The sequence below is a fragment of the Paeniglutamicibacter sp. NPDC012692 genome, from assembly GCF_042901625.1.
Classification (GTDB): Bacteria; Actinomycetota; Actinomycetes; order Actinomycetales; family Micrococcaceae; genus Paeniglutamicibacter.
On the sequence record NZ_JBIBDE010000004.1, the window covers coordinates 367,494 to 388,853 of the forward strand.

Consider the following 21,360-nt stretch of genomic DNA (forward strand, 5'->3'; position numbering starts at 1 on the left):
GGGCGGCAAGAAAAATGCCCTTCCCGGTTGGACCGGGAAGGGCATTTTGCGTTTGTTGCGTCTATTTCTCGCCGTGGTGGATCAGCACGGGGCAGTGCGCGTGGGCTGCCAGCGAGCTGGAGACCGAGCCAAGCAGCAGGCCCTTGAAGCCGCCGCGGCCGCGGGTGCCCATGACGAGCATCGCCGCGTCCTTGGACGCCTCGATGAGCGTGGGGGCCGCGGGGCCCATGACGACTTCGCGTTCAAGGTGGTCCGGGACGTCGTCGCCGAAGGCCTCGGCGATGGCCGCGTCGAGGGCCGCGCGGGCGTCTGCCTCCGGGTCCCATTCGGGGGTGTAGTCCTCGAGGGAGATGCGGGGCAGCCACGAGGCGAATGCCTGCAGCTCATGGCCAAGTGCCTTGGACAGCGGTGCCGCGTAGCGAAGCGCTGCGATCGACTGCGGGGATCCGTCGACTCCGACGATGATCTTGGTTCGTGGGGCGTTTTCCATGTGCGGCTCTCATTTCTTCAAGCGGGGGCTCTTGTTCGGATCTCCGGGGATCCGTTATGCACCATCGTACCGGTTCCCACATGGTCTTTTCTACAACACGTAGAAAAGTTGCAGCGTGTCGCCGCGGGACCGGAGTTCCCGGGCCGAGGCCGCGCGAGGGCACAAAAAAACCAGGGCGCGCGGTTACCGGACCCGCCGCAGTGGCGGGTGCCGGGGACCGTGCGCCCTGGCTGAAGACCTGGTTTAGCGCTCCGAGGCGGTCTTGGCCGGGGAGCGGTCGGACATGCCCAGGATGTGCTGCGGGATGGCGAAGGCCAGGACGGTCAGCGCGAGGCATGAGAGGCCCGGGATCCAGGCGTTGTCCAGCGTCCAGAAGGACAGTGCGTAGATCGCGCCGCAGAACATTGCCAGGAACACCAGGGTTGCGATGAAGTTGCCGACGAAGCGTCCCTGGCCCGAGTGAGCCACATTCTTGCCGTTCGAGTACACAGCGATTCTCCTTGAGTCTGTTTTCAGTGCCCGGGAGAGTACGTCTTAGTACCCCTCGGTGCCTTGTTCACCCTCTACAATAGCAACTCCGGAGCTGGATCCGAGCCGCGTGGCGCCGGCCGCGATCATGGCACGGGCGGTTTCCAGCGAGCGGACCCCGCCGGAGGCCTTGACACCGAGATCCGGGCCCACGGTGGCGCGCATCAGGGCCACGTCCTCGAGGGTCGCACCGCCGCCGGCAAAGCCGGTGGAGGTCTTCACGAAATCGGCCCCGGCGGCCACGGAGGCGCGGCAGGCGAGCACCTTTTCGTCGTCGGTGAGCAGAGCGGTCTCGATGATGACCTTCAGGATGGCCCCGCCCTCGTGCACGGCGTCGGCGATGGCGGCGATGTCCGCAACCAGTGCGGCCTCGTCCCCGGCCTTGGCCGCGGCGATGTTGATGACCATGTCGATCTCGTTGGCGCCGTCGGCGATGGCGCCGCGTGCCTCGAAGACCTTCGACGCGGTGGTGGTGGCGCCGAACGGGAAGCCGATCACCGAGCAGGTCAGCACGCCGGAGCCGGCCAGCGCTGCTGTCACGGTGGAAACCCAGAGCGGGTTCACGCAGACCGACTTGAAGTTGTACTTGGCGGCCTCGGCGCAGATGCGCTCGATGTCTGCGCGGGAGGCGTCGGCGGCCAGTATGGTGTGGTCGATGTAGGAGGCGATGTTCTCGATGTTCGTCTCGGTGCTCATGTGGGGGACAACTCCTGTGGTTCTGGTGTGGCGGAACGGGTGTGAAGAAATGGGTGAAGAGCGGGGCGCGGGCGCCGGAGGCATCCGCGCGACGGGCTAGGCGCGCAACATTAGCAAGAGTTCGGCCTTGATCGCATCCAGCCGGCGCTGGCCCTGCGCGCGCAAGGCGGACAGGTCGTCGCCGGCGGCGGCCGGTGCGATGATCTCCAGGTAGCACTTGAGCTTGGGCTCGGTGCCTGAGGGGCGCACGATGACCCGGGTGCCGGCGTCGGTGAGGAACAGCAGGCCGTCGGTCGGCGGCAGGTGCGCGCCGAGGCCAAGGTCCTCGAAGTCGACGACGGCTTCCCCGGCGAGCGTCCGCGGCGGGGTGGCCCGCAGCGCATCCATCATGGTCGAGAGCAGGCCGAGGTCCTTGACGCGTACCGAGAGCTGGTCGGTCTGGTGCAGGCCGTGGTCCAGCGCCAGCCGGTCCAGCACCTGCGGAAAGCCTGATCCCGCGGCCTTGAGTTCGGCGGCGTATTCGGCCAGCAGCAGGGCCGCGGAAATGCCGTCCTTGTCGCGCACCAGTTCCGGGGCCACGCAATAGCCCAGGGCTTCCTCGTAGCCGAAGGCCAGGTGCGGGGCGCGGGAAATCCACTTGAAGCCGGTCAGCGTCTGCTCGTGCTTCAGCCCGCTGGCCGCCGCGATGGAGGCCAGCATGCGGGAGGAGACGATCGAATTGGCGAAGACCGAGTCCGCGTCGGCGGCCGGGGCAAGGCGGGCGCCGAGCAGCCATCCGACCTCGTCGCCGCGCAGCATGCGCCACCCGGTGCCCGGGAATTCCACGGCGGCGGCGCAGCGGTCGGCGTCCGGGTCGTTGGCGATGACCAGGTCGGCGCCGGTTTCTCGGGCCAGCGCCACGGCAAGGTCGATGGCGCCTGGTTCCTCGGGGTTGGGGAACGCGACGGTGGGGAACTCCGGGTCCGGGTGTTCCTGCTCGGGCACGATCGAGACCCGGGTGAAGCCCGAGAACGCGAAGCCCTGCGACATGGTGTGCCCGCCGACCCCGTGCATCGGGGTCAGCACGATCTTCAGGTCGGCGCGCGCCGCATCCAGGTCCGCCGTCGTCTCGCCGCCGGGAGCGGTGAGCAACGCGGTGACCTTGCCCAGGTAGGCGGCCTCGACGTCGCCGGCCTCGCCGCGGCCGGGCAGGACGTCCCAGCCGGAGTCCGCCAGGGCGATGGCAGTGATCGGCTCGTCGTGGTCGATCTGCGCGGCGATCTGCGCGTCGGTGGGCGTGACGATCTGCGCGCCGCGGCCCCAACCGGACTCGACGCGTCCGCCCAGGTACACCTTGTAGCCGTTGTCGGCGGGCGGGTTGTGGCTGGCCGTGACCATGATGCCGGCCTCCGCGTCCAGCTCGCGCACGGCCCAGGCCAGCACCGGGGTGGGCAGCGGCAGCGGCATCAGCGAGACCCGCACGCCCGCGGCGGTGAGGATCGCCGCGGATTCGCGGGCGAACTTGTCCGAGTTGTGCCGGGCGTCGAACCCGACCACGGCGCTGGGGACGTAGCTTCCGGCGGCGCGTTCGACCAGGAAGCGGCCGATGCCCGCGGCGGTCCGGCGGACCACCATGGAGTTCATCCGGTTGGGGCCGGCACCCAGCTCGGCGCGCAGGCCCGCCGTGCCGAAGGCGAGGTTGCCCGCGAACCTGTCTTCCAGTTCCTCCAGCGCCTCGGCTTCCCCGGCGCGCACGCGCCAGCACAGGCCGCGCAATTGTGCCTGCGTCTGCGCATCGGGGTCCTGGTCCGCCCAGGCCGCTGCGCGATCCAGCAACTCGGTGTGGTGGAGGTTCTGGCTCATGGGCGTGTCCTTAGGTCGGATGGGGGAGGAGGGAAGTGGAAGCGGTGCGGCCCGGGTGGCCGGGGGGCGCACGTGCGCGCACCCGGCCACCCGGTTCCGGTCTTTGCTAGAGCTTGGCGACGATGTCTGCCAGCAGCGCGGAGATGCGCGGGCCGGCCGCTGCGCCCGCCTCGATGACTTCCTCGTGGCTCAGGGCGGTGGCGGAGATGCCCGCGGCCAGGTTGGTGACCAGCGAGATGCCGAAGACCTCCATGCCGGCGTGGCGTGCGGCGATGGCCTCCAGCGCGGTGGACATGCCCACCAGGTCGGCGCCGATCACCTTGGCGTACTGCACCTCGGCAGGGGTCTCGTAGTGCGGGCCGGTGAACTGCGCGTACACGCCCTCGTCCAGGGTCGGGTCGACCTCGCGGGCCAGGCCGCGGATGCGGGAAGAGTACAGGTCGGTGAGGTCCACGAACGTCGCGCCCTCGAGCGGCGAGCTGGCGGTGAGGTTGATGTGGTCGGAGATCAGCACCGGGGTGCCGGGGGTCCAGGCGGGGTTCAGCCCGCCGCAGCCGTTGGTGAGCACCAGGGTCTTGGCGCCCGCGGCGGCGGCGGTGCGCACGCCGTGGACCACGGCGCGCACGCCCTTGCCCTCGTAGAAGTGGGTGCGCGCGCCGAGCACCAGGACGCGCTTGTTGTCGCTGGTCAGCACGGAAGAGATGGTGCCGACGTGGCCGGGCACCGCGGCGGCGTGGAAGCCGGGCAGTTCCGTGGCGGGGATGCGGTGGGTGGTTTCGCCGATCAGGTTCGCGGCTTCGCCCCATCCGGAGCCAAGCACCAGGGCGATGTCGTGGACAGGTACGCCGGTAATTTCGGCGATTTTGGCGGCGGCGGCTGAGGCCAGGGCAAAGGGGTCAGTGGCGTTATCGATCACGAGGTTAAACTTACCGGCGGATACCGTGCTTGTCAGCCGCCAAAGCCGGTCTTCGGGTGTGAGCTGCGGCAAGCGCGTAACGGCGGCTTCACTGGGATCTCCGGTTCCCCTGACGGCTACTGCGCCGGCCGTTGTGCACTTGGCGCCGCAGTAGGGGAGAATAAGTGATCGTGAGTGCACAACACGATTTCAATTCCCACAGGCTCGTAATTCTAGGTGGCGGCCCCGGCGGCTATGAGGCGGCCATGGTTGGCGCTCAACTTGGCGCGCAAGTCACCATCGTCGAACGCGCCGGCATGGGCGGCTCCGCCGTCCTGACCGACGTCGTCCCGTCCAAGACGCTGATCGCCACGGCCGACGCCATGCGCCGCGTGATCGGCGCACGCGAGTTCGGCATCAAGGTCGGCGATGACTCCACCGCGGCCGTGGCCGACCTCTCGGTGGTCAACGCCCGGCTTCTGGGGCTGGCACGCGACCAGTCCTCGGACATCCACGTGGGCCTCGAGCGCGTCGGCGTGCGCGTGGTCATCGGCGAGGGCAAGCTGCTCGACGCACAGAGCGTGCAGGTCACCCGCGCGGACGGCAGTATCGAGACCGTCGAGGCCGATGCAGTGCTGGTCTCCGTGGGTGCCCACCCGCGCGAGCTGCCCACCGCCAAGCCGGATGGCGAGCGCATCTTCAACTGGACCCAGGTCTACAACCTGAAGGAAATCCCTGAGCACCTGATCGTCATCGGTTCCGGTGTCACGGGTGCCGAGTTCGCCTCCGCCTACAACCTTCTGGGCACCAAGGTCACCCTGGTCTCCTCGCGAGACCGCGTGCTCCCCGGCGAGGATGCCGACGCCGCCGAGGTGCTGGAGGAAGCCTTCAAGCGCAACGGCGTCAACGTGGTGGCCCAGGCGCGCGCCGAGGCCGTTGAGCGCGACGGCGACGTGGTCCGCGTGACCCTGGCCGACGGCCAGGTCATCGAGGGAAGCCACTGCCTGGTGGCTGTCGGCTCGATCCCGAACACCGCGGGCATCGGCCTGGAAGAAGCGGGCGTGAAGCTCACCGAATCCGGCCACATCAAGGTCGACGGCGTCTCGCGCACCACCGCCACCAACGTCTACGCCGCGGGCGACTGCACCGGCGTCTTCGCGCTGGCCTCGGTCGCCGCGATGCAGGGCCGCATTGCGATGGCCCACCTGTTGGGCGACTCGGTGAAGCCGCTGAAGCTCACCGAGGTCTCCTCCAACATCTTCACCTCCCCGGAGATCGCCACCGTCGGCGTGACCGAGCGGATGGTCGCCGAGGGCAAGTACCAGGCCGACATCATCAAGCTCGACCTCGCCACCAACGCGCGCGCCAAGATGATGAACATCGACCAGGGCTTCGTGAAGATCATTTCGCGCCGCGGCTCGGGGACCGTCATCGGCGGTGTCGTGGTCGCCCCGCGCGCCTCGGAGCTGATCTTCTCGATCGCGCTGGCCGTACACAACAAGCTGCACGTCGACGACGTGGCCGAGACGTTCACCGTCTACCCGTCGCTGTCCGGGTCCATTTCCGAGGCCTCGCGCCGGCTGCACGTCCACCTCTAATCGACGAAGCCCGCCTGCAGCCGTGAGGCCGTAGGCAGGCAGGTGCCGGAACCCGAAGGCGGGCCTGCCGCAAACCATTGCGTTTGCGGCAGGCCCGCCTTAGTCTTTTCCGGGTGTGCAGGCCTTTCGGGAACCTGGCCTGTGACCTGCCCCTCAGTGCTGGGCAAGAGTTCCGATTCAAGCCACGGATTGTGTCCACATATTGGACGCGACCGTCCATCTGGTGAACAAGCGGCCTAAAGTTGTTATCAGCTTTATTCCACGAAGAGAGTCGCAAGCCATGTCTACCAAGTCAGCAGTCACAGCGCCAAAGGAGAACACTCGCGGACGCGTGCTGTTCGCCAGCCTCATTGGCACCACCATCGAGTTCTTCGATTTCTACGCCTACGCCACCGCGTCGGTGCTGGTTTTCCCGACGTTGTTCTTCCCGAACGCGTCAAACGTCAACGCGATCCTTTCGTCGTTTGCCATTTTCGGCGTCGCCTTCGTGGCCCGCCCGGTCGGCTCGGTTCTCTTTGGCCACTTCGGTGACAGGATCGGCCGCAAGGGAACCCTGGTCGCCTCGCTGCTGCTGATGGGCATCGCCACCTTCCTGATCGGCTTCCTGCCCCCGGCGCAGGGCAGCTTCGTGGTGCTTGCACCGCTGATGCTGGTGCTGCTGCGCTTCGCACAGGGCCTGGCCCTGGGCGGCGAGTGGTCGGGTGCCGCGTTGCTGGCCACCGAGAACGCTCCGGCCAACAAGCGCGCCATCTACGGCACCTTCCCGCAGCTGGGCGCGCCGATCGGCTTCATCATCGCCAACGTCATCTTCGTGGTCCTGCAGACCACGCTGACCGAGGAACAGTTCATGGCGTGGGGCTGGCGCGTGCCGTTCGTGCTCTCGGCCGTCATGGTCGCCGTCGGCCTCTGGGTCCGCCTGAAGCTTGTCGAATCCGTCTCCTTCCAGAAGGTCGTCGACCAGAAGAAGGTCGCCAAGTCGCCGTTCAAGGTGACCATGCAGTACCACTGGCGCCCGGTGCTGGCCGGCACGTTCATCATGCTTGCCACCTACGTGCTCTTCTACCTGATGACCTCCTTCACGCTGACCTACGGCACGGCCCCGGCCACCGTCGAGGCCGCGCGGGCCGCAGCCGAGGCCAAGGGCAAGGTCTTCGATGCCGCCGCCGAGGCCGCATTCGCCCCCGGCCTGGGGATCGCCCGTCCCGAGTTCCTCACCATGCTCATCATCGGCGTCGTCTTCTTCGGCATCTTCACCGTGGTCTCGGGCCCGCTGGCCGAGAAGTTCGGCCGCCGCAAGTTCCTGATCGCCGTCACCGCCGGCATCCTGGTCTTCGGCCTGGCCTGGACCCTGATGTTCGGCCCGGGCAAGGCCGCGGCCATGGTCGGCCTGATCCTCGGGTTCACCCTGATGGGCCTGACCTTCGGCCCGATGGCCGCCTACCTGCCGGAGCTCTTCCCGTCGAACGTGCGCTACACCGGTTCGGCCATCGCCTACAACATGTCCTCGGTCATCGGTGCGGCCCCCGCGTCGTTCGTGGCAATCGCCCTGTGGCAGTTCGGCGGCGGAAACACCGTCTGGGTCGGCGCCTACCTGGCCCTGGGCGCCGTGCTGACGCTGCTTGCCCTGTTCCTGACCAAGGACACCACAAACGTCGACTTCGAGAACAACGTCTCGTAGCTCGAACACGCCCCGGCCGCCGACCAGCGGCTCGCGAGGCAAGGCCGCGGCGCCCGCCACCCCCACAAGGGGTTGCGGGCGCCGCGGTGCGTTAAGGGGGGCTATTCCCCGACGACCCCGTCTATGCTTTCGCGCAGCAGGTCGGCGTGCCCGTTGTGGCGGGAGTACTCCTCGACGAGGTGGGTGATGATCCAGCGCACCGACACCTCCCCGTGGAGCGCAACGCCCACGCGCAGCTCGAGCGGCTCCTGGATCAGTGCGGCGTCGCTGAACGCGGTTTCCTTGCGCCACGCCTTCCAGGACCGGCGCACCAGGGCCTCGGTTGCTTCCGGGTGTTCGAAGTCTGTGTCGCGGCCATCCTCATGCCAGTAGAGCGGCGGATCGGGTTGCCCCAGCAGGTTCGACCTGACCCAGAAGCGTTCCACGTCCGTCAGGTGCCGCACCAGCCCCAGGAGTGAAAGCGTGGAGGGCGGCACCGCGCGCGAGGACATCGCCACGTGGTCGAGTCCCGCACACTTGGCCTCGAGTGTTTGCCGTTGGTAGGCCAGGAAGCCCAGCAGCGTATCGCGTTCGCTGCCGCAGGCCGGAGGGTTCACGCGCGGGTCCTGCCCGGCGGAGGCAAACATGGGTGTGCTCATGGGCTACAGCTTAGGCACACGACCCATTGGCAGGGCAACGGGTTCGGCCGGTTCTTGTGGATCGACGCACAAAGGGATGGCCGGGCTTCCCGCGTGGGAAACCCGGCCATCCCCGGCCTCCGAAGTCGGAGGCGTGAAGGTGCGTTGCTATTCGCCGATCGAGGCCAGCACGGTGCCGGCGGAGACGGTGTCCCCGGCCACGGCGCTGAGTCCGGAAACGACGCCGGCGCAGTGCGCGGTCAGCGGCTGTTCCATTTTCATGGCCTCGAGGACCATGATCAGGTCGCCCTCGGCCACGGTGTCACCGTCGGCGACGGCAACCTTGACGATGGTGCCCTGCATGGGGGAGACCAGGTCCGCGCCCGAGGCGCCGGCGGCGGCGCCGCCGCGGGCCTCGCGCTTCTTCTTCTTGGACTTCGAGCCGTTGCCGGAGGCCGAGAACGAACCCAGCGATGCCGGGAGCACCACCTCAAGGCGCTTGCCTCCCACCTCGACGGTGATGGCGTTGCGGGCCGAATCCTCGTCGGCGGTTCCCGCGGTGGACGGATCCCAGGCGGGGATGTCGTTGGCGAACTCGGTTTCGATCCAGCGGGTGTGGACCGTGAACGGTCCCTCCGCCGGGGTGAACGCCGGGTCGGCCATGACCGCGCGGTGGAACGGAAGCACGGTCGGCATGCCCTCGATCTGGAATTCCTCCAGGGCGCGGCGGGCACGCTGGGCCGCCTGCTGGCGGGTGGAACCGGTGACGATGAGCTTGGCGATCATCGAGTCGAAGTTGCCGGAGACGGTTTCCCCCGCCTCGACGCCGGAGTCCAGGCGGACGCCGGGACCGGACGGAAGCTTCATGGTGGTGATGGTGCCCGGGGCCGGCATGAAGCCGCGTCCCGCGTCCTCGCCGTTGATGCGGAACTCGAAGGAGTGGCCGCGGATTTCCGGGTCGGTGTAGCCGAGCTCCTCGCCGCGGGCCAAGCGGAACTGCTCGCGCACCAAGTCGATGCCCGTGACCTCCTCGGAGATCGTGTGCTCGACCTGCAGGCGGGTGTTGACCTCCAGGAAGGAAATCACGCCGTCCTGGCCGACCAGGAATTCGCAGGTGCCGGCGCCGACGTAGCCGGCCTCGAGCATGATCGCCTTGGACGCCTCGTAGAGGCGCGCGTTCTGCGCGTCGGTCAGGAACGGGGCCGGAGCCTCTTCGACGAGCTTCTGGTTGCGGCGCTGCAGCGAGCAGTCGCGGGTGGAAACCACCACGACGTTGCCGTGCGCGTCGGCCAGGCACTGGGTTTCGACGTGGCGCGGGGCGTCCAGGAAGCGTTCGACGAAGCACTCGCCGCGGCCGAAGGCGGCAATGGCCTCGCGCACTGCGGATTCGTAAAGCTCGGGGATTTCCTCGCGGTTGCGCACCACCTTGATGCCGCGGCCGCCGCCGCCGTAGGCGGCCTTGATGGCCAGCGGTAGGCCGTGCTCGTCGGCAAAGGCCAGGACCTCGTCCGTGGATTCCACGGGGTCCTTGGTGCCGGGCACCAGCGGGGCTCCGACCTTTTCGGCCAGGTGGCGTGCCTGGACCTTGTCGCCCAGCTGGTCGATGGCCGACGGGGGCGGGCCGATCCAGGTCAGCCCGGCGTCGATGACGGCCTGGGCGAACACTGCGTTTTCGGCCAGGAAGCCGTAGCCGGGGTGGACTGCGTCGGCGCCGGCGCGCTTGGCTACCTCGATGATCTTTTCGATGCTCAGGTAGGAATCTGCCGCGGTGGAGCCACCCAACGAGTAGGCTTCATCGGCCAGGCGTGAATGCAGTGCGTCGCGATCGGGTTCGGCGTAAACGGCAACCGAACCGATGCCCTCGTCTCGGGCTGCACGAATGATGCGTACTGCGATTTCTCCGCGGTTAGCGATGAGAACCTTGGTCAACTGACTCATGGCAGGGTTTTCTCCTTAAATGTGCTCTTGTGGAGCCTACCCGTCGTTGTGGGATATGCACCCACAAACCACCCGGTGTCGGATGAAAGTCGCGATTTTGTTGTAGGAACCCTACAAGATGGGGCCAGGTTTCCGCGCCGCTGTATTGGCGGCCGGGTCGATGCGGGCCGGGCTACGGGTTGCCGCCCGCGATGGCGTTCAGCGCGGCCAGGTGTTTGGCCCATTTTTCCCGGCCCTCGGCCGTGAGGGAAAGCCAAGTGCGTGGGCGCTTCCCGACAAAGCCCTTGCGGATCCCGACGATTCCGGCCGCTTCCAGTGCCGAGGCCTGGCGACTGAGGACCGAATCGGAAACCTGCAGGTGTTCGCGCACCGCGGCGAATTCGCTTTCCTCGGTTCCCGCGATGGCGGCAACCAGCGAGAAGCGGACGGGATGGGCGAGCTCGTCGCAGAGCTGGTGCCTGGGGTGCTCCGGATGGTTCATGCGCGCACCTCACGCCAGGCGCCGATGACCGAGTTTGCGGTGATGGCCGTTGAGACTGCGATGAAAAACCACAGGGACCTCGGAAAGAAAACGAGTCCGACGACGGTTCCCACGATCCAGAGCCCCGCCCAGATTCCCATGAAGGTCATCCAGCGGCGCGTGAAGCCGAGCTTGGTCGTGCGCCCGTTCGCAAGCATGAAACCCATGAAGATTGCTAGCCAAACCAGCATGGCCATCATCGGGAGCGCAATGAGGGATTTGTTGAACTGCCCGACCAGCCAGAAGGACAACAGGCTCAGTGAGCTGATGGCGCCGAGGCCGAGCAGCATGGCGATGTGCGGCCAGCTGGCACCCGCCCGGGAGGCCGCGCCGAGCCTTCCAGCCTCCTGCAGCAGCTCGCGGGCCGTCTGGGCCGAAGGCCCCGTGGGTTCCTCGCTCATTTTGCTTCCCGCTTCTTCAACACAACCCGGGTGGCGCCCCAGGTGGCACCCAGGACGGCCGCGAGGGAGGAGCTCATGACAATCAGGCCGGGCTGGCGGATGACCAGGCCGTAGATGAACAGCGCGGCCATGCAGGCGATGCCCATTGCGAAGCCGATCCATGCGTAGCGCGCGCCGGACTGGGTCTGCTTGATGTTGTTCACGTTTGCCTCCCGTGTGGTCGTTGTCCCCAGCCTAGAAAGTACTTTCCACTTTGGCAAGTACTTTCCGGAAAGCATGCAGATCAAGGGTCGCGCGGCCTGGCTGATTAAACGCGGAGGCGGGGGGGGGGGGGGGGGGGGGGGGGGGGGGGGGGGGGGGCCGCCCCCCCCCCCCCCCCCCCGGGGGGGGGGGGGGGGGGGGGAGAAGAACAACAACAAAAAAAACCCCACCACCCCCGCCCACCCCCCCGCCCCCCGCCGCGGCGCGCCCCCGCCCCCCCCCGGGGGGGGGGGGGGGGGCGCGCCCCCCCCCCCCCCCCGCCGCCCCCCCCCCCCCCCCCCCCCCCCCCCCCCCCCCCCCCCCGCCTCCGGACAATGCTGGTTTCGGTTAGGCCCAGACGTCCGTGATGGACAGGCCTGCCTCGTGCAGCAGCTCGCGCAGTGTCGAGACGTTCAGCCCGACGACGGTGTGCGGGTTGCCCTCGATGCCGCGGATGAACGCGGCCCCGCGGCCGTCGATGGTGAACGCGCCGGCGCACGGCAATGGTTCGCCGGTGGCGACGTAGGCCGCGATCTCCTCCGCGGTGACCTTCTCGAAGTTCACGACCGTCGAGGAGACGGCGCCGATGGTCGCGCCGCTGCCGCCGTCCTCTTCGTCCTCCGAGCGGTTGTCGATGAGCCAGTGGCCGGTGTGCAGGATGCCCGACTTCCCGCTCATAGCCTCCCAGCGTTCGGTGGCGACCTGCGCGGTGTACGGCTTGCCGTAGGCGACGCCCTCGAACTCGAAGACCGAATCGCAGCCCAGCACCACGGCCCCGTCGGTTTCCTCCAGCGCGGCCACGTCCTCCGCCTTGGCCTTGGCCAGCAGCAGGGCGGTGTCGGCCGGCCCCAGGGCGCCGAAGCGCTCGGTGGCGGCGGCCAGTGCTGCGTCCTCGTCAACCGTGGAAACCTGCACGTCGAAGTCGATCCCCGCATCCTTCAGGATCTTCGCGCGGCCGGGGGAGGCCGAGGCCAACACCAGCAGCGGGAGCTCCTCGGGGTTCTCGATTTCCCCGCGCGGGTCTTCTGCCATCGTCGTTTCTTCAACCGTCGTTTCTTCAACCGTTGCCTCTTCAACCGTTGCCTCTTCCGACAGGTCGGCGGTGTTGCTCGTCATCTCGCTCATGCATCCACCGTATCCCGGGTCGCGGGTCCCTGGGGATCCTGCGGGTAGCCGTCCCCGTCGGCGCCGTCCTGCAGCGGGGCGGCGTCCGCCTCCGCGAGCGCGGCGATCTTCGAACCCTCCACGTCGACGTCCGGCAGGATGCGGTCCAGCCAGCGCGGGATGTACCAGGCGTGCCGGCCCAGCAGGTGCATGATCGCCGGGGTCAGCGTCATGCGGACGATGAACGCGTCGAAGAGCACGCCGATGGCCAGCGAGAAGCCGATCGCCCGGATCATCGTCAGGTGCGAGAACACGAACCCGGCGAAGACCGAGGTCATGATCAGCGCCGCGGCGGTGACCACGGGTGCCGAGTGGGCGAAGCCGGAGCGCACCGCGGCGCGGGCCGTCTGCCCGTGCGCGTAGGACTCGCGCATGCCGGCAACCAGGAACACCTGGTAGTCCATGGCCAGCCCGAAGAGGATGCCGGTGAGCAGGATCGGGAGGAAACTCATGATCGGGCCGGGCACGTTGACGTCGAACAGGTCGCCCAGCCAGCCGAACTGGTACACGGCGACCGTCGCGCCGAACGCGGCGACCAGGGAGAGCAGGAACCCGGCGGTGGCCAGCAGCGGCACCACGACGGAGCGGAAGACCAGCAGCAGCAGGATCAGCGAGAGGCCCACGACGATGCCGATGTACAGCGGCAGCGCCTCGGCGAGCTTCTCGGAGACGTCGACCTGCGCGGCGACCTGCCCGGTCACCGCGATCTGCGAGCCCGTGGCCTCCTTGATGGCGCCCGCGGAATCGCGCAGCGTGTGCACCAGCGCCTCGGTCTCGGCGCTGGAGGGGCCGGCGACCGGGATGACCTGGATGGCGCCGAGGGTCTGCGCCTCGTTGGTCTGCACGGGGATCGCGGCCACGACGCCGGGGATCTTGCGCAGCTCGTCCGCGACGTCCAGGTTGGCGGTCGCCGCCCCGCGCTCGTCCAGCCCGGCCGGCAGGTCCGCGAGGACCAGCAGCGGGCCGTTGTAGCCCGCGCCGAAGGCGTCGCTCATCTGCTCATACGCCTTGTAGGCGGCCGAATCCACAGGTTCGGCGCTGCCGTCGGGCAGGGCCGTGCGCAGCTGCAGCGCCGGCAGCGCCACGATCGCCAGGACCGCGATGGACGCGATCGTCGCGATCCACGGCCTGCGGGTGACGATGGCGCCCCAGCCGCGGTTGCCCGCGTCGTTCTTCGGGGCCGCCTGTTCGCGTCCCGCGGCCTCGTTGCGTGCCCAGGCGCGCTTGGAGACCAGCCTGGTGCCGATGAAGCCGAGCAGCGCCGGGGTCAGCGTGATGGCGATCATCACGGCCATCGCCACGGTGAACGCGGCGGAGAAGCCGAGGATGGCCAGGAACGGCAGGCCCGGCACGGCGAGTGCGGAGAGCGCGATGACCACGGTCAGGCCGGCGAACACCACGGCGTTGCCGCTGGTGCCCGTGGCCCGGGCGATCGATTCGCCCACCGGGACGCCCTCGAGCAGCTGCCGGCGGTGCCGGTGCACGATGAAAAGCGAGTAGTCGATGCCCACCGCCAGGCCCAGCATGAGCGCCAGGGCCGGGGTGATGGAGGCCATTTCGATGGCGGAGGACAGCGCCAGGGTTCCACCCACGCCCGCCCCGACGCCGAGCACGGCCATCAGCAGCGGCAGCCCGGCGGCCACCAGGGTGCCGAGCATGATCAGCAGCACGGCGGCGGCCACGGCCAGGCCGATGACCTCCGCGGCGCCGAAGAGCGAGGAGAGGTCCTGCAGGATCTCCTTGGAGAAGAGCACCTCGACGCCCGCGGCCTCCGGGCCCGCGGCGATCGACTTGATGTCCGCGCGCTGCGCGGTGGTCAGCGAGTCGGTCTGGCCCTTGAAGCCCACGTGCGCCACGGCGGTGGACCCGTCCAGGGAGATGAAGCGCATGCCCTCGGAGGCGCCGGCCTGGCGTGCGGCGAAGGCGAGTTCCGCCTCGCCGGTGGCCAGGTCCTTGGCGCCCCGCTCCAGCTTGGCCTCGGCCTCCGGGATCTGCGCGGCCTTCTCGTCGAGGGTCTTCTGCCCGGCGACGAGCTTCGACTGGTTCTCGTCGATGGCCTTCTGGCCGGCGGCGAGCGTGGCGGCGTTGGCGTCGATTTCCGCCTGGCCGGCACGCAGTTTCGCCTGTCCGTCGGTTACCTGGGCCGCCGCGGCATCCAGCTTGGCCCGGTTGGCGGCGAGTTCCTTGGCCCCGGCGTCGAGCTTCTTCTTGGCGGCGGGCAGCTTGGCGGCGCCCGCCTCGAGTTCGGCCTTCTTGCCGTCGAGCGTCTTCTGGCCCGCGGCCAGGTCCTTGTTGCCGGAGTCGATCTTCTTTTGGGCTGCGTCGAGGGCCTTGAGGCCATCGGTGCCCTTCGCGATCTGTGCCAGGCCGGCTTCGGCCTGCTGCTTGCCGGCAACGGCGGCGGCGCGCTGGGCGATCATGCCCGGCTGGCTGGGGTCGCCGGCAACGCCGTTCAGGGCGGTGTTCATTCCGGCGATCTGGCCCTGCAGCGTGGCGATCTGGGTGTTTTGTTCGGCGGTGCGGTCGGCTTCGGGGATCTGTTCCAGTGCCGCCAGCCCGGCTTGCGCCTGGGCAAGGCCCGTCTGGGTCTGTGCGATGCCGGCATCGAGCTGCTTGATCCCGGCCTCTGCCTCGGTGATTCCCTGCTCGGCGGCGGCCTTGCCCTGGGCGAGTTCCTTCTCCACGGCGGCGCGCGACTTGCCGCCGAGGATCTGCGACATGCCCGCGTCGTGCTTCTTTTGCCCGGCGGCCAGGTCCTTCCTGCCGGCGTCGATCTTCGCCTGCGCCTTGGCGATTTCCGTCCGGCCGTCGGCGATCTTTGCGGCGCCGGCCCGGTACTCGCGGTTGCCCGCGTCCCACTGCCTTTGCCCGGCGGCCAGTTGGGCCTTTCCGTCCTTCAGCTGCGCCTCGCCGGCGTTCAACTCGGTGCGTGCGGAATCGATCTTGGCCTGCCCGGCGGCCAGTTGCCTGCGGCCGTCGGCGATCTTCGCCTTGGCCTCGCCGAGCTGCACCATGCCCGAATCCAGCTCGTCCTGGCCCTTCTCCAGGGCCGCCTTGCCGTCGGCCAGCTGCTTCCTGCCCTGCTCCAGCTGCCTGGCGGCGTCATCGAGCTTGGCCCGGCCCTCGTCGAGCTGGGGCTGGGCGTCGTCGAGCTGTTTCTGCAGCTCAAACGGCTGCCGGACCTCGGTGACCTCCGACTGGCCGGCCAGGTCGCCGAGGGAATCGGCGATGGCGCGGTGCTGCGCCTGGGTCAGGGCCGTGCCGTCCTGCGTGCGGAAGACGATCGACCCGGTGCCGCCGGCAAGTTCCGGCATCTCGACCTTGAGCCGGTCCAGCGTCCGCTGGGTTTCGGTCCCGGGGATGGAGAACGTGTTGGAGAGCTTGCCCATGAAGGCCCCGGCACCGACGCCGATGAGCAGCAGGATGACGGCCCAGATGCCGAGCACGGCCCAGCGCCGGCGATACGCCAGGGCGCCGAGTCGGTAGAGGAAGGAAGCCATATGCTTAGGCCTTTCGGGGGTGGGCGGCGCGTTGCTGCAGCGAGGGGAAGCCGTCGCGCAACTGGGAGATGGCATCGGCCAGGGTGGCGCGCAGCAATTGCGTGCTTTGCGCGTCGAGCGGTCCGTTGAGGTTCCGCGACCACTGGGCGAAGGCTGCCTTGCCGGCCCCGACGATCGAGTGCGCCAGGACCATGGCGGCCAGCTCCGTGCCCTGCGGGGCCCGGGCGGTGATGATCTGGGTGAGCTGCTCGGCGCAGGTGTTCCACGCCTCAAGCTGCATGCGCCCCATCTGCGGGTGCGCCGCGGCATGCAGGTAGAGCGTTGCAACGGGTTCCAGGTAGGCCGGTTCCACCAGGGACTCGATGGACACCACCGCGGCTTCGAGCAGTTCCACGTCCTCGTCCATGCCGTCGAGGGCGGCGACTGCCCGGTCCAGCAGCTGCCTGGTCGGCTCGTTGAGCGCGGCCTCGAGCGACGGGAAGTAGTTGAAGAAGGTCCGGCGCGACACCCCGGCGGCCTCGGCCACCGATTCGGCGGTCAGCGCGGCGAACCCGCCGTCGTTCAACCGTTCAAATGCTGCGTGGACGATCGCGTCGCGGGTGGCCGTCTTGTTCAGTTCGCGCCTCGAGGGCGCACTTGTCTCTGGGGAGCTCACATTTCTACACTACGTGCAAACTTGCATGCTGTGCAATTTGTGGGAGTTGGCCGGGCGGAGACAGTTTCCAGCGCCGGTGCACGGGGTGCTGTGGCGCCGGCCGGAGCGCCCTTAAAAGACGAAGGCCGCACCCGATCGCCGTCCGCTCCCTGCGGGGAACGGTAGCGATCGAATGCGGCCCGCCGTGAAGCGACTACATCCGGGGGCTTGTTAGCCGACCGGCACCTTTTCGGGGGCGATGTCCTGTGCGGACTCGACCTTGGAATCGGAGGCGAACTCGTCGTTGAACGGATCGCCGTGGCGCGGTGCGTTGTACAGCTCCTCGTCCAGGATTCCCTCGCGCTTGGCGACGATCGTCGGAACCAGGGCCTGGCCGGCGACGTTCACCGCGGTGCGGCCCATGTCCAGGATCGGGTCGACGGCGAGGATCAGGCCGACGCCGGCCAGCGGCAGGCCGACGGTGGACAGCGTCAGGGTCAGCATGACCACGGCGCCGGTGGTGCCGGCGGTTGCGGCCGAGCCGAGCACCGAAACCAGTGCGATCAGCAGGTAGTCGGTCAGTCCCAGGTCGATGCCGAAGAACTGGGCGACGAAGATCGCGGAGATCGCCGGGTAGATCGCGGCGCAGCCGTCCATCTTGGTGGTGGCGCCCAGCGGGACTGCGAAGGATGCGTAGCCGGAGGGCACGCCCAGGTTGCGTTCGGTCACGCGCTGGGTCAGCGGCAGGGTGCCGATCGAGGAGCGCGAGACGAAGGCCAGCTGCACGGCCGGCCAGACGCCGGAGAAGTACTGCTTGACGCTCAGGCCGTGCGCCCGGACCAGCACCGGGTAGAAGGCGAACAGCACCAGGGCCAGGCCGATGTAGATCGCCACGGAGAACTTGCCCAGGGCGCCGATGGTGTCCCAGCCGTAGGTGGCAACGGCGTTGCCGATCAGGCCGATGGTGCCCAGCGGCGCGAGGCGGATGATCCACCAGAGGATCTTCTGGATGACCGCGAGGGTTGCGGTGGAGAACTCGAGGAACGGGCGGGCGGCGTCGCCGACCTTAAGCGCGGCGACGCCCACGGTGATCGCGATGACAAGCACCTGCAGCACGTTGAAGTTCAGCGCGGTGGTCACGGTGCCGGCCTCGGAAATCTTCGAGGTGGCGCCAAGGCCAAGGAAGTTGGACGGGATGAGCCCGATCAGGAACGCCCACCAGTCGCCGGTGCGCCCGGTGTATTCGGCCGGTGCGGCCTGACCGGTGCCGTCGCCCGGACGCAAGACCAGACCCAGCACGATGCCGATGATCACGGAGACCAGCGAGGTGATGCCGAACCACAGGATCGTCTGCCAAGCCAGGCGTGCCGCATTGGTGACCTTGGAGAGGTTGGCGATCGATGCCACCACTGCGAAGAAGACCAGCGGAATGACCGCGGACTTCAGCAGCGAGACGTAGCTGGAGCCGATGACGGCCAGGGTGGCACCCAGGCCGGTAGGGGTTTCCTCGGTGTGGCCGGTGTACTTGGCCAGCAGGCCGAGGCCGAGGCCCAGGATCAGGGCGATGATGATTTGCGGGCCGAATGCGGTGGCCCAGGAGGGCAGGCGGCGCTTCGGCGTGGAAGTTGATGTAGTCACCTTTAGAAGGTAGGCGGTGCAAATTACCAAAGAAAGCCAGCATTGAGAAATGTTACGAAGCGGGGATTTGTTCCCGAACATTGCACTTCTTTTGTGATTTGTTACACAATTCAAAGTCGCGGTGTTAAGCTTTACTTTCCAACCGCTTGGTTGGTGAACCACTTGTTTTGCCTTGTGACGAAGTGGTTTGGGGGGTAGGTGCGGCTCGTCCGACATTCGCAAGGGCCGGGGTGGGATACATATGGGTTGGGGTCGCACAGACAGCGCGGTCGTTCGCAGTCGACTCGATATCCTGCTCGAACGAGCGGTGGGTTCGTCGATCGTGATTGCCAGGGGACCTCGGGGCGCGGGCAAGACCACTGCGGTTCGCGACTGGTTGAAGCGCCAGGACCGGATGGCGGAGACCTGGAGCTGGATCAACCTTCCCAAGCTCGATGAACAGCTTGCACTCGAAACCGTCGACGGGGAAGCGGGCCCTGCGGCATCGAACCTTCTCGCAGGCGACAGCGTGGCCGAACTGCGTCTCGCGCATATCCGCCGGAAATTCGAACAGGCTGCAAATCCAGACTCCCATTTGTTGGTGCTTGATGCGTTTGCCGCGAAGCACGATTCGGCGCTGTCGGCCATGCTGGAGGAAAACGCCGAGCAGCATCCAGGCCGGCGCCTGATCATCATCACGCACGAATTCCTGGCGATCGAACGCCGCAGGACCTTGGCTCCCGTGGACATCTCCGTGATCCCCCCGCATGAATTCGCATTCACCGCCGAGGAAACCAAGCTATACCTCGCGGGGACGCTGTTGGCCGACTTCGCGCTGGAATTGACCGAGGAATCCTGTGGCTCCGCTTCGCTGCTTCGGCTGGCGAAACTTCGGGCGGAGACCATCGACATGCCCCGGTCGTTCGGCGGCACATTCCCGCCGGCCCCGCGCAGCAGCCTTGAAGCGTCCTTGGGCTCCGATCGTGGCAGATTCGATCCGGAGGCGCGCGCCATTGTGGATGCCGTCCAGGCCGCGGTCCGCCGCGACGTGTTGTTACTGATCGAAAACGAGCACCTGGAACCGGAGCAGCTGGAGTTCTTTGCTGCGTTGTCGGTGCCGTCATTCGTGGACGAATCCATCCCGCCCCAGCTTTTTCCCGCGGCGCAGCCACAGTGGCTCGGCGATCTGGAATCGCGGGGACTTGTCTATCGATCGTCGCGAAACCCCGAGCGGGAACATCGAATCAATCCCATTTTTCGCAGGGTCCTGCAAGACAAGTACCTGGCCCCGCAACCCGAGCGGTTCCGTGATCTGCATGAACGCTGTGCGCGACTTGAGCTGGCCAACGGATCGTCCTTCCGGGCCCTGCGCCACGCGCTGGAAGCCGCCGACTACAAGCTGGCTTCGGATATCCTTCGGCTGCGCGCCGATGAATACTTTGACGGGGACCTGGGAAAACGCGGATCCCTGCTGCTCGACAAGCTGCCGATGACGGTATTGGCCAAGTACCCGATGCTCTCGGTCTGCCTGGCCGTTGCCTATAGCGCCACGGGGAAGTTCAAGTTCAAGACACTTGAGCTGTTGGCCTTGGCCGCGACCGGTGCCCATACCGTCGCCAGGAAGGGACCCGCTGCGGACCGGCTGGTCATGATCATGATCGAATCGGTGGCCATGCGGCTGAGCGGATTCGGCGAGCGTGCGGCTCGCGCGGCCCGGGCTGGGGTCTCGTTGTATCGGGAAATGGCGCCGAGCGAGCGGGACGAAATCGGCCCCTTCGAGGGCGCGATTTTGGTTCAATTCGTGCTGGCATTCCACAGCAGCCTGCTGCACCAGGAAGCCTTGGAAGTCGTGGAACTCGGGGTCGCCGCGGACCACCGGCACGATCGCGGTGAAAGCGACATGTACGCCGGCACGTTGCGCGCCTATCTGCATGCGCTGAGGGGTGACATCCACATGGCCAAGGCGCAGCTGCTGGAATCGCGGCCGGAGCACTGGTCCAACCCGGCGACCAGCGCCTACTTTGCCACGCCCTTTAGGCTCACCTCGTTCCTCTGCGCCCTGGAAGAACAGCGTTTTGACGAGGCCGAACGGTGGCTGGCACTTCTGCAAATCGACCAGGAAGGCAACGAATTCTGGCCGGCAATCCGGTTGGCGGAATCGGTGCTCGCGATCGTCAACGGCGAAACGACGGCCTCCCTCGTTCGTATGCAGAACTACTTGGTGCGAGAACGTGAGCAGCCTGTCGCCCAGAAAGTTGGGCGGCAGATGCTGATTGACGCTTCCAGCCTCTTGAACCTGGCGACCGGCGACGCCAGTGGGGCGCATCGGGTGACGTTGAAATCCACCAATCCGGTGGCGAAGCGGTTGCTGCAGGCGCGCGTCCGTTTGGCCGAAGGGGACGCGGCCGAGGTGTTGCGACTGTGTGCGACCGTGGGGATTCCGGTCTCGCCGCGTCCGCGCTTTGAGCAGGCGGTCTTGGTCTTGGCGGCAACCCTGCAGCAAAACAACCGACCGGCCATCGGCGGAGCCATGCGTCTTGTCGCAGCACTGAGTGACGAGTTTGGGCTGGGGATCGCGTTGAATCTGTTGCCGGCACCGGATCTTGAACGGGTGCTCAGCCATGCACGAAGCATGAACGTGCGCCTTGTTGTCGATGACAACGCCGTCTCGAGCATCCCCTGCGGTCTGGGCCGTGTGGTCCTGAGCGAACGGGAGCGGGCGGTGCTGGGCGAGCTGGTCTCCACGGCAAGCGTCGCCGAAATCGCGGAGCGCCAGTTTGTTTCGGTCAATACCGTCAAGAGCCAGTTGCGGAGCGTGTATCGCAAGCTCGGTGTCTCGGAACGCGCGGCCGCCATTGACATGGCGCGGGCCCAAGGACTTCTTGTTTCGCAGGTTCCACACGACGGGGGATAGCGCCAACTAATTGCGGCCTGCCCTGGACGTCCAGTCCTTTGCGGGGAGTCGATTCCACCATGTACCAACCCGGAATCTTTCCCCAAAT

17 protein-coding genes are annotated in these 21,360 nt (G+C 67.6%); 3 read left to right on the forward strand and 14 right to left on the reverse strand.

Annotated elements, in window-relative coordinates; genetic code table 11:
* Positions 1-61 precede the first annotated feature (61 nt).
* From ACFY5D_RS15990 to ACFY5D_RS16010, 5 genes are all read right to left on the reverse strand, one after another.
* On the reverse strand, positions 62-490 hold the full coding sequence (locus ACFY5D_RS15990) for a universal stress protein (protein ID WP_387531906.1): 429 nt from the start codon (positions 488-490) through the stop codon (positions 62-64).
* A gap of 243 nt (positions 491-733) precedes the next feature.
* Entirely contained in the window at positions 734-979 is a 246-nt protein-coding gene (locus ACFY5D_RS15995) for a hypothetical protein (RefSeq protein WP_387531909.1), read from the reverse strand.
* Positions 980-1,024: 45 nt separating this feature from the next.
* Entirely contained in the window at positions 1,025-1,714 is a 690-nt protein-coding gene (gene deoC / locus ACFY5D_RS16000) for a deoxyribose-phosphate aldolase (RefSeq protein ID WP_387531911.1), read from the reverse strand.
* 96 nt (positions 1,715-1,810) lie between these two features.
* On the reverse strand, positions 1,811-3,556 hold the full coding sequence (locus tag ACFY5D_RS16005; protein WP_387531913.1) for a phospho-sugar mutase: 1,746 nt from the start codon (positions 3,554-3,556) through the stop codon (positions 1,811-1,813).
* 106 nt (positions 3,557-3,662) lie between these two features.
* Positions 3,663-4,472 (reverse strand): purine-nucleoside phosphorylase, encoded by an 810-nt coding sequence (locus ACFY5D_RS16010; protein WP_387531915.1) that lies wholly within the window; start codon positions 4,470-4,472, stop codon positions 3,663-3,665.
* A gap of 170 nt (positions 4,473-4,642) precedes the next feature.
* Here ACFY5D_RS16010 and ACFY5D_RS16015 point away from each other — a divergent pair, with 170 nt between their 5' ends.
* Entirely contained in the window at positions 4,643-6,049 is a 1,407-nt protein-coding gene (locus tag ACFY5D_RS16015; RefSeq protein ID WP_387531918.1) for an NAD(P)H-quinone dehydrogenase, read from the forward strand.
* Between the two features lie 280 nt (positions 6,050-6,329).
* A complete protein-coding gene (locus ACFY5D_RS16020; protein ID WP_387531921.1) occupies positions 6,330-7,727 on the forward strand; it encodes an MFS transporter in 1,398 nt (465 codons plus the stop codon).
* Positions 7,728-7,828: 101 nt separating this feature from the next.
* On the opposite strand, the gene ACFY5D_RS16025 is transcribed toward ACFY5D_RS16020, so the two are convergent.
* The 9 genes from ACFY5D_RS16025 to ACFY5D_RS16065 form a co-directional block, all read right to left on the reverse strand.
* Complete coding sequence (locus ACFY5D_RS16025; RefSeq protein WP_387531924.1) at positions 7,829-8,365, reverse strand: DinB family protein; 537 nt, start codon at positions 8,363-8,365, stop codon at positions 7,829-7,831.
* Positions 8,366-8,512: 147 nt separating this feature from the next.
* Positions 8,513-10,282: an acetyl/propionyl/methylcrotonyl-CoA carboxylase subunit alpha gene (locus tag ACFY5D_RS16030; protein WP_387531927.1), complete on the reverse strand. Its 1,770-nt coding sequence runs from the start codon at positions 10,280-10,282 to the stop codon at positions 8,513-8,515.
* Between the two features lie 172 nt (positions 10,283-10,454).
* A complete protein-coding gene (locus ACFY5D_RS16035; protein WP_387531928.1) occupies positions 10,455-10,763 on the reverse strand; it encodes a winged helix-turn-helix domain-containing protein in 309 nt (102 codons plus the stop codon).
* Positions 10,760-11,203: a hypothetical protein gene (locus ACFY5D_RS16040; RefSeq protein WP_387531931.1), complete on the reverse strand. Its 444-nt coding sequence runs from the start codon at positions 11,201-11,203 to the stop codon at positions 10,760-10,762. The genes ACFY5D_RS16035 and ACFY5D_RS16040 overlap by 4 nt, the downstream gene beginning before the upstream one ends.
* Positions 11,200-11,406 carry a hypothetical protein gene (locus tag ACFY5D_RS16045; RefSeq protein WP_387531934.1) on the reverse strand — a complete coding sequence of 69 codons (207 nt, stop codon included), beginning with the start codon at positions 11,404-11,406 and terminating at the stop codon, positions 11,200-11,202. Before ACFY5D_RS16045 ends, ACFY5D_RS16040 begins: the two co-directional genes overlap by 4 nt.
* Before the next feature lie 385 nt (positions 11,407-11,791).
* Positions 11,792-12,475: a Maf family protein gene (locus ACFY5D_RS16050; protein ID WP_387532093.1), complete on the reverse strand. Its 684-nt coding sequence runs from the start codon at positions 12,473-12,475 to the stop codon at positions 11,792-11,794.
* A gap of 89 nt (positions 12,476-12,564) precedes the next feature.
* The gene (locus tag ACFY5D_RS16055) at positions 12,565-16,182 is read right to left on the reverse strand and encodes an MMPL family transporter (protein ID WP_387531937.1); all 3,618 of its coding nucleotides are present in this window, start codon (positions 16,180-16,182) and stop codon (positions 12,565-12,567) included.
* Positions 16,112-16,762 (reverse strand): TetR family transcriptional regulator, encoded by a 651-nt coding sequence (locus ACFY5D_RS16060; protein ID WP_387531940.1) that lies wholly within the window; start codon positions 16,760-16,762, stop codon positions 16,112-16,114. Before ACFY5D_RS16060 ends, ACFY5D_RS16055 begins: the two co-directional genes overlap by 71 nt.
* Before the next feature lie 210 nt (positions 16,763-16,972).
* The gene (locus tag ACFY5D_RS16065) at positions 16,973-18,379 is read right to left on the reverse strand and encodes a dicarboxylate/amino acid:cation symporter (RefSeq protein ID WP_387531943.1); all 1,407 of its coding nucleotides are present in this window, start codon (positions 18,377-18,379) and stop codon (positions 16,973-16,975) included.
* Between the two features lie 322 nt (positions 18,380-18,701).
* Between ACFY5D_RS16065 and ACFY5D_RS16070 the strand changes: the two genes are divergently transcribed.
* Positions 18,702-21,272 carry a LuxR C-terminal-related transcriptional regulator gene (locus tag ACFY5D_RS16070; RefSeq protein WP_387531946.1) on the forward strand — a complete coding sequence of 857 codons (2,571 nt, stop codon included), beginning with the start codon at positions 18,702-18,704 and terminating at the stop codon, positions 21,270-21,272.
* Positions 21,273-21,360 lie beyond the last annotated feature (88 nt).

Coding starts and splice junctions, on each gene's coding strand:
- ACFY5D_RS15990 (WP_387531906.1), bottom strand. CDS start 490: ATGGAAAACGCCCCACGAACCAAGATCATCGTCGGAGTCGACGGATCC.
- deoC (WP_387531911.1), bottom strand. CDS start 1,714: ATGAGCACCGAGACGAACATCGAGAACATCGCCTCCTACATCGACCAC.
- ACFY5D_RS16005 (WP_387531913.1), bottom strand. CDS start 3,556: ATGAGCCAGAACCTCCACCACACCGAGTTGCTGGATCGCGCAGCGGCC.
- ACFY5D_RS16020 (WP_387531921.1), top strand. CDS start 6,330: ATGTCTACCAAGTCAGCAGTCACAGCGCCAAAGGAGAACACTCGCGGA.
- ACFY5D_RS16025 (WP_387531924.1), bottom strand. CDS start 8,365: ATGAGCACACCCATGTTTGCCTCCGCCGGGCAGGACCCGCGCGTGAAC.
- ACFY5D_RS16030 (WP_387531927.1), bottom strand. CDS start 10,282: ATGAGTCAGTTGACCAAGGTTCTCATCGCTAACCGCGGAGAAATCGCA.
- ACFY5D_RS16035 (WP_387531928.1), bottom strand. CDS start 10,763: ATGAACCATCCGGAGCACCCCAGGCACCAGCTCTGCGACGAGCTCGCC.
- ACFY5D_RS16040 (WP_387531931.1), bottom strand. CDS start 11,203: ATGAGCGAGGAACCCACGGGGCCTTCGGCCCAGACGGCCCGCGAGCTG.
- ACFY5D_RS16050 (WP_387532093.1), bottom strand. CDS start 12,475: ATGGCAGAAGACCCGCGCGGGGAAATCGAGAACCCCGAGGAGCTCCCG.
- ACFY5D_RS16055 (WP_387531937.1), bottom strand. CDS start 16,182: ATGCCATCTCCCAGTTGCGCGACGGCTTCCCCTCGCTGCAGCAACGCG.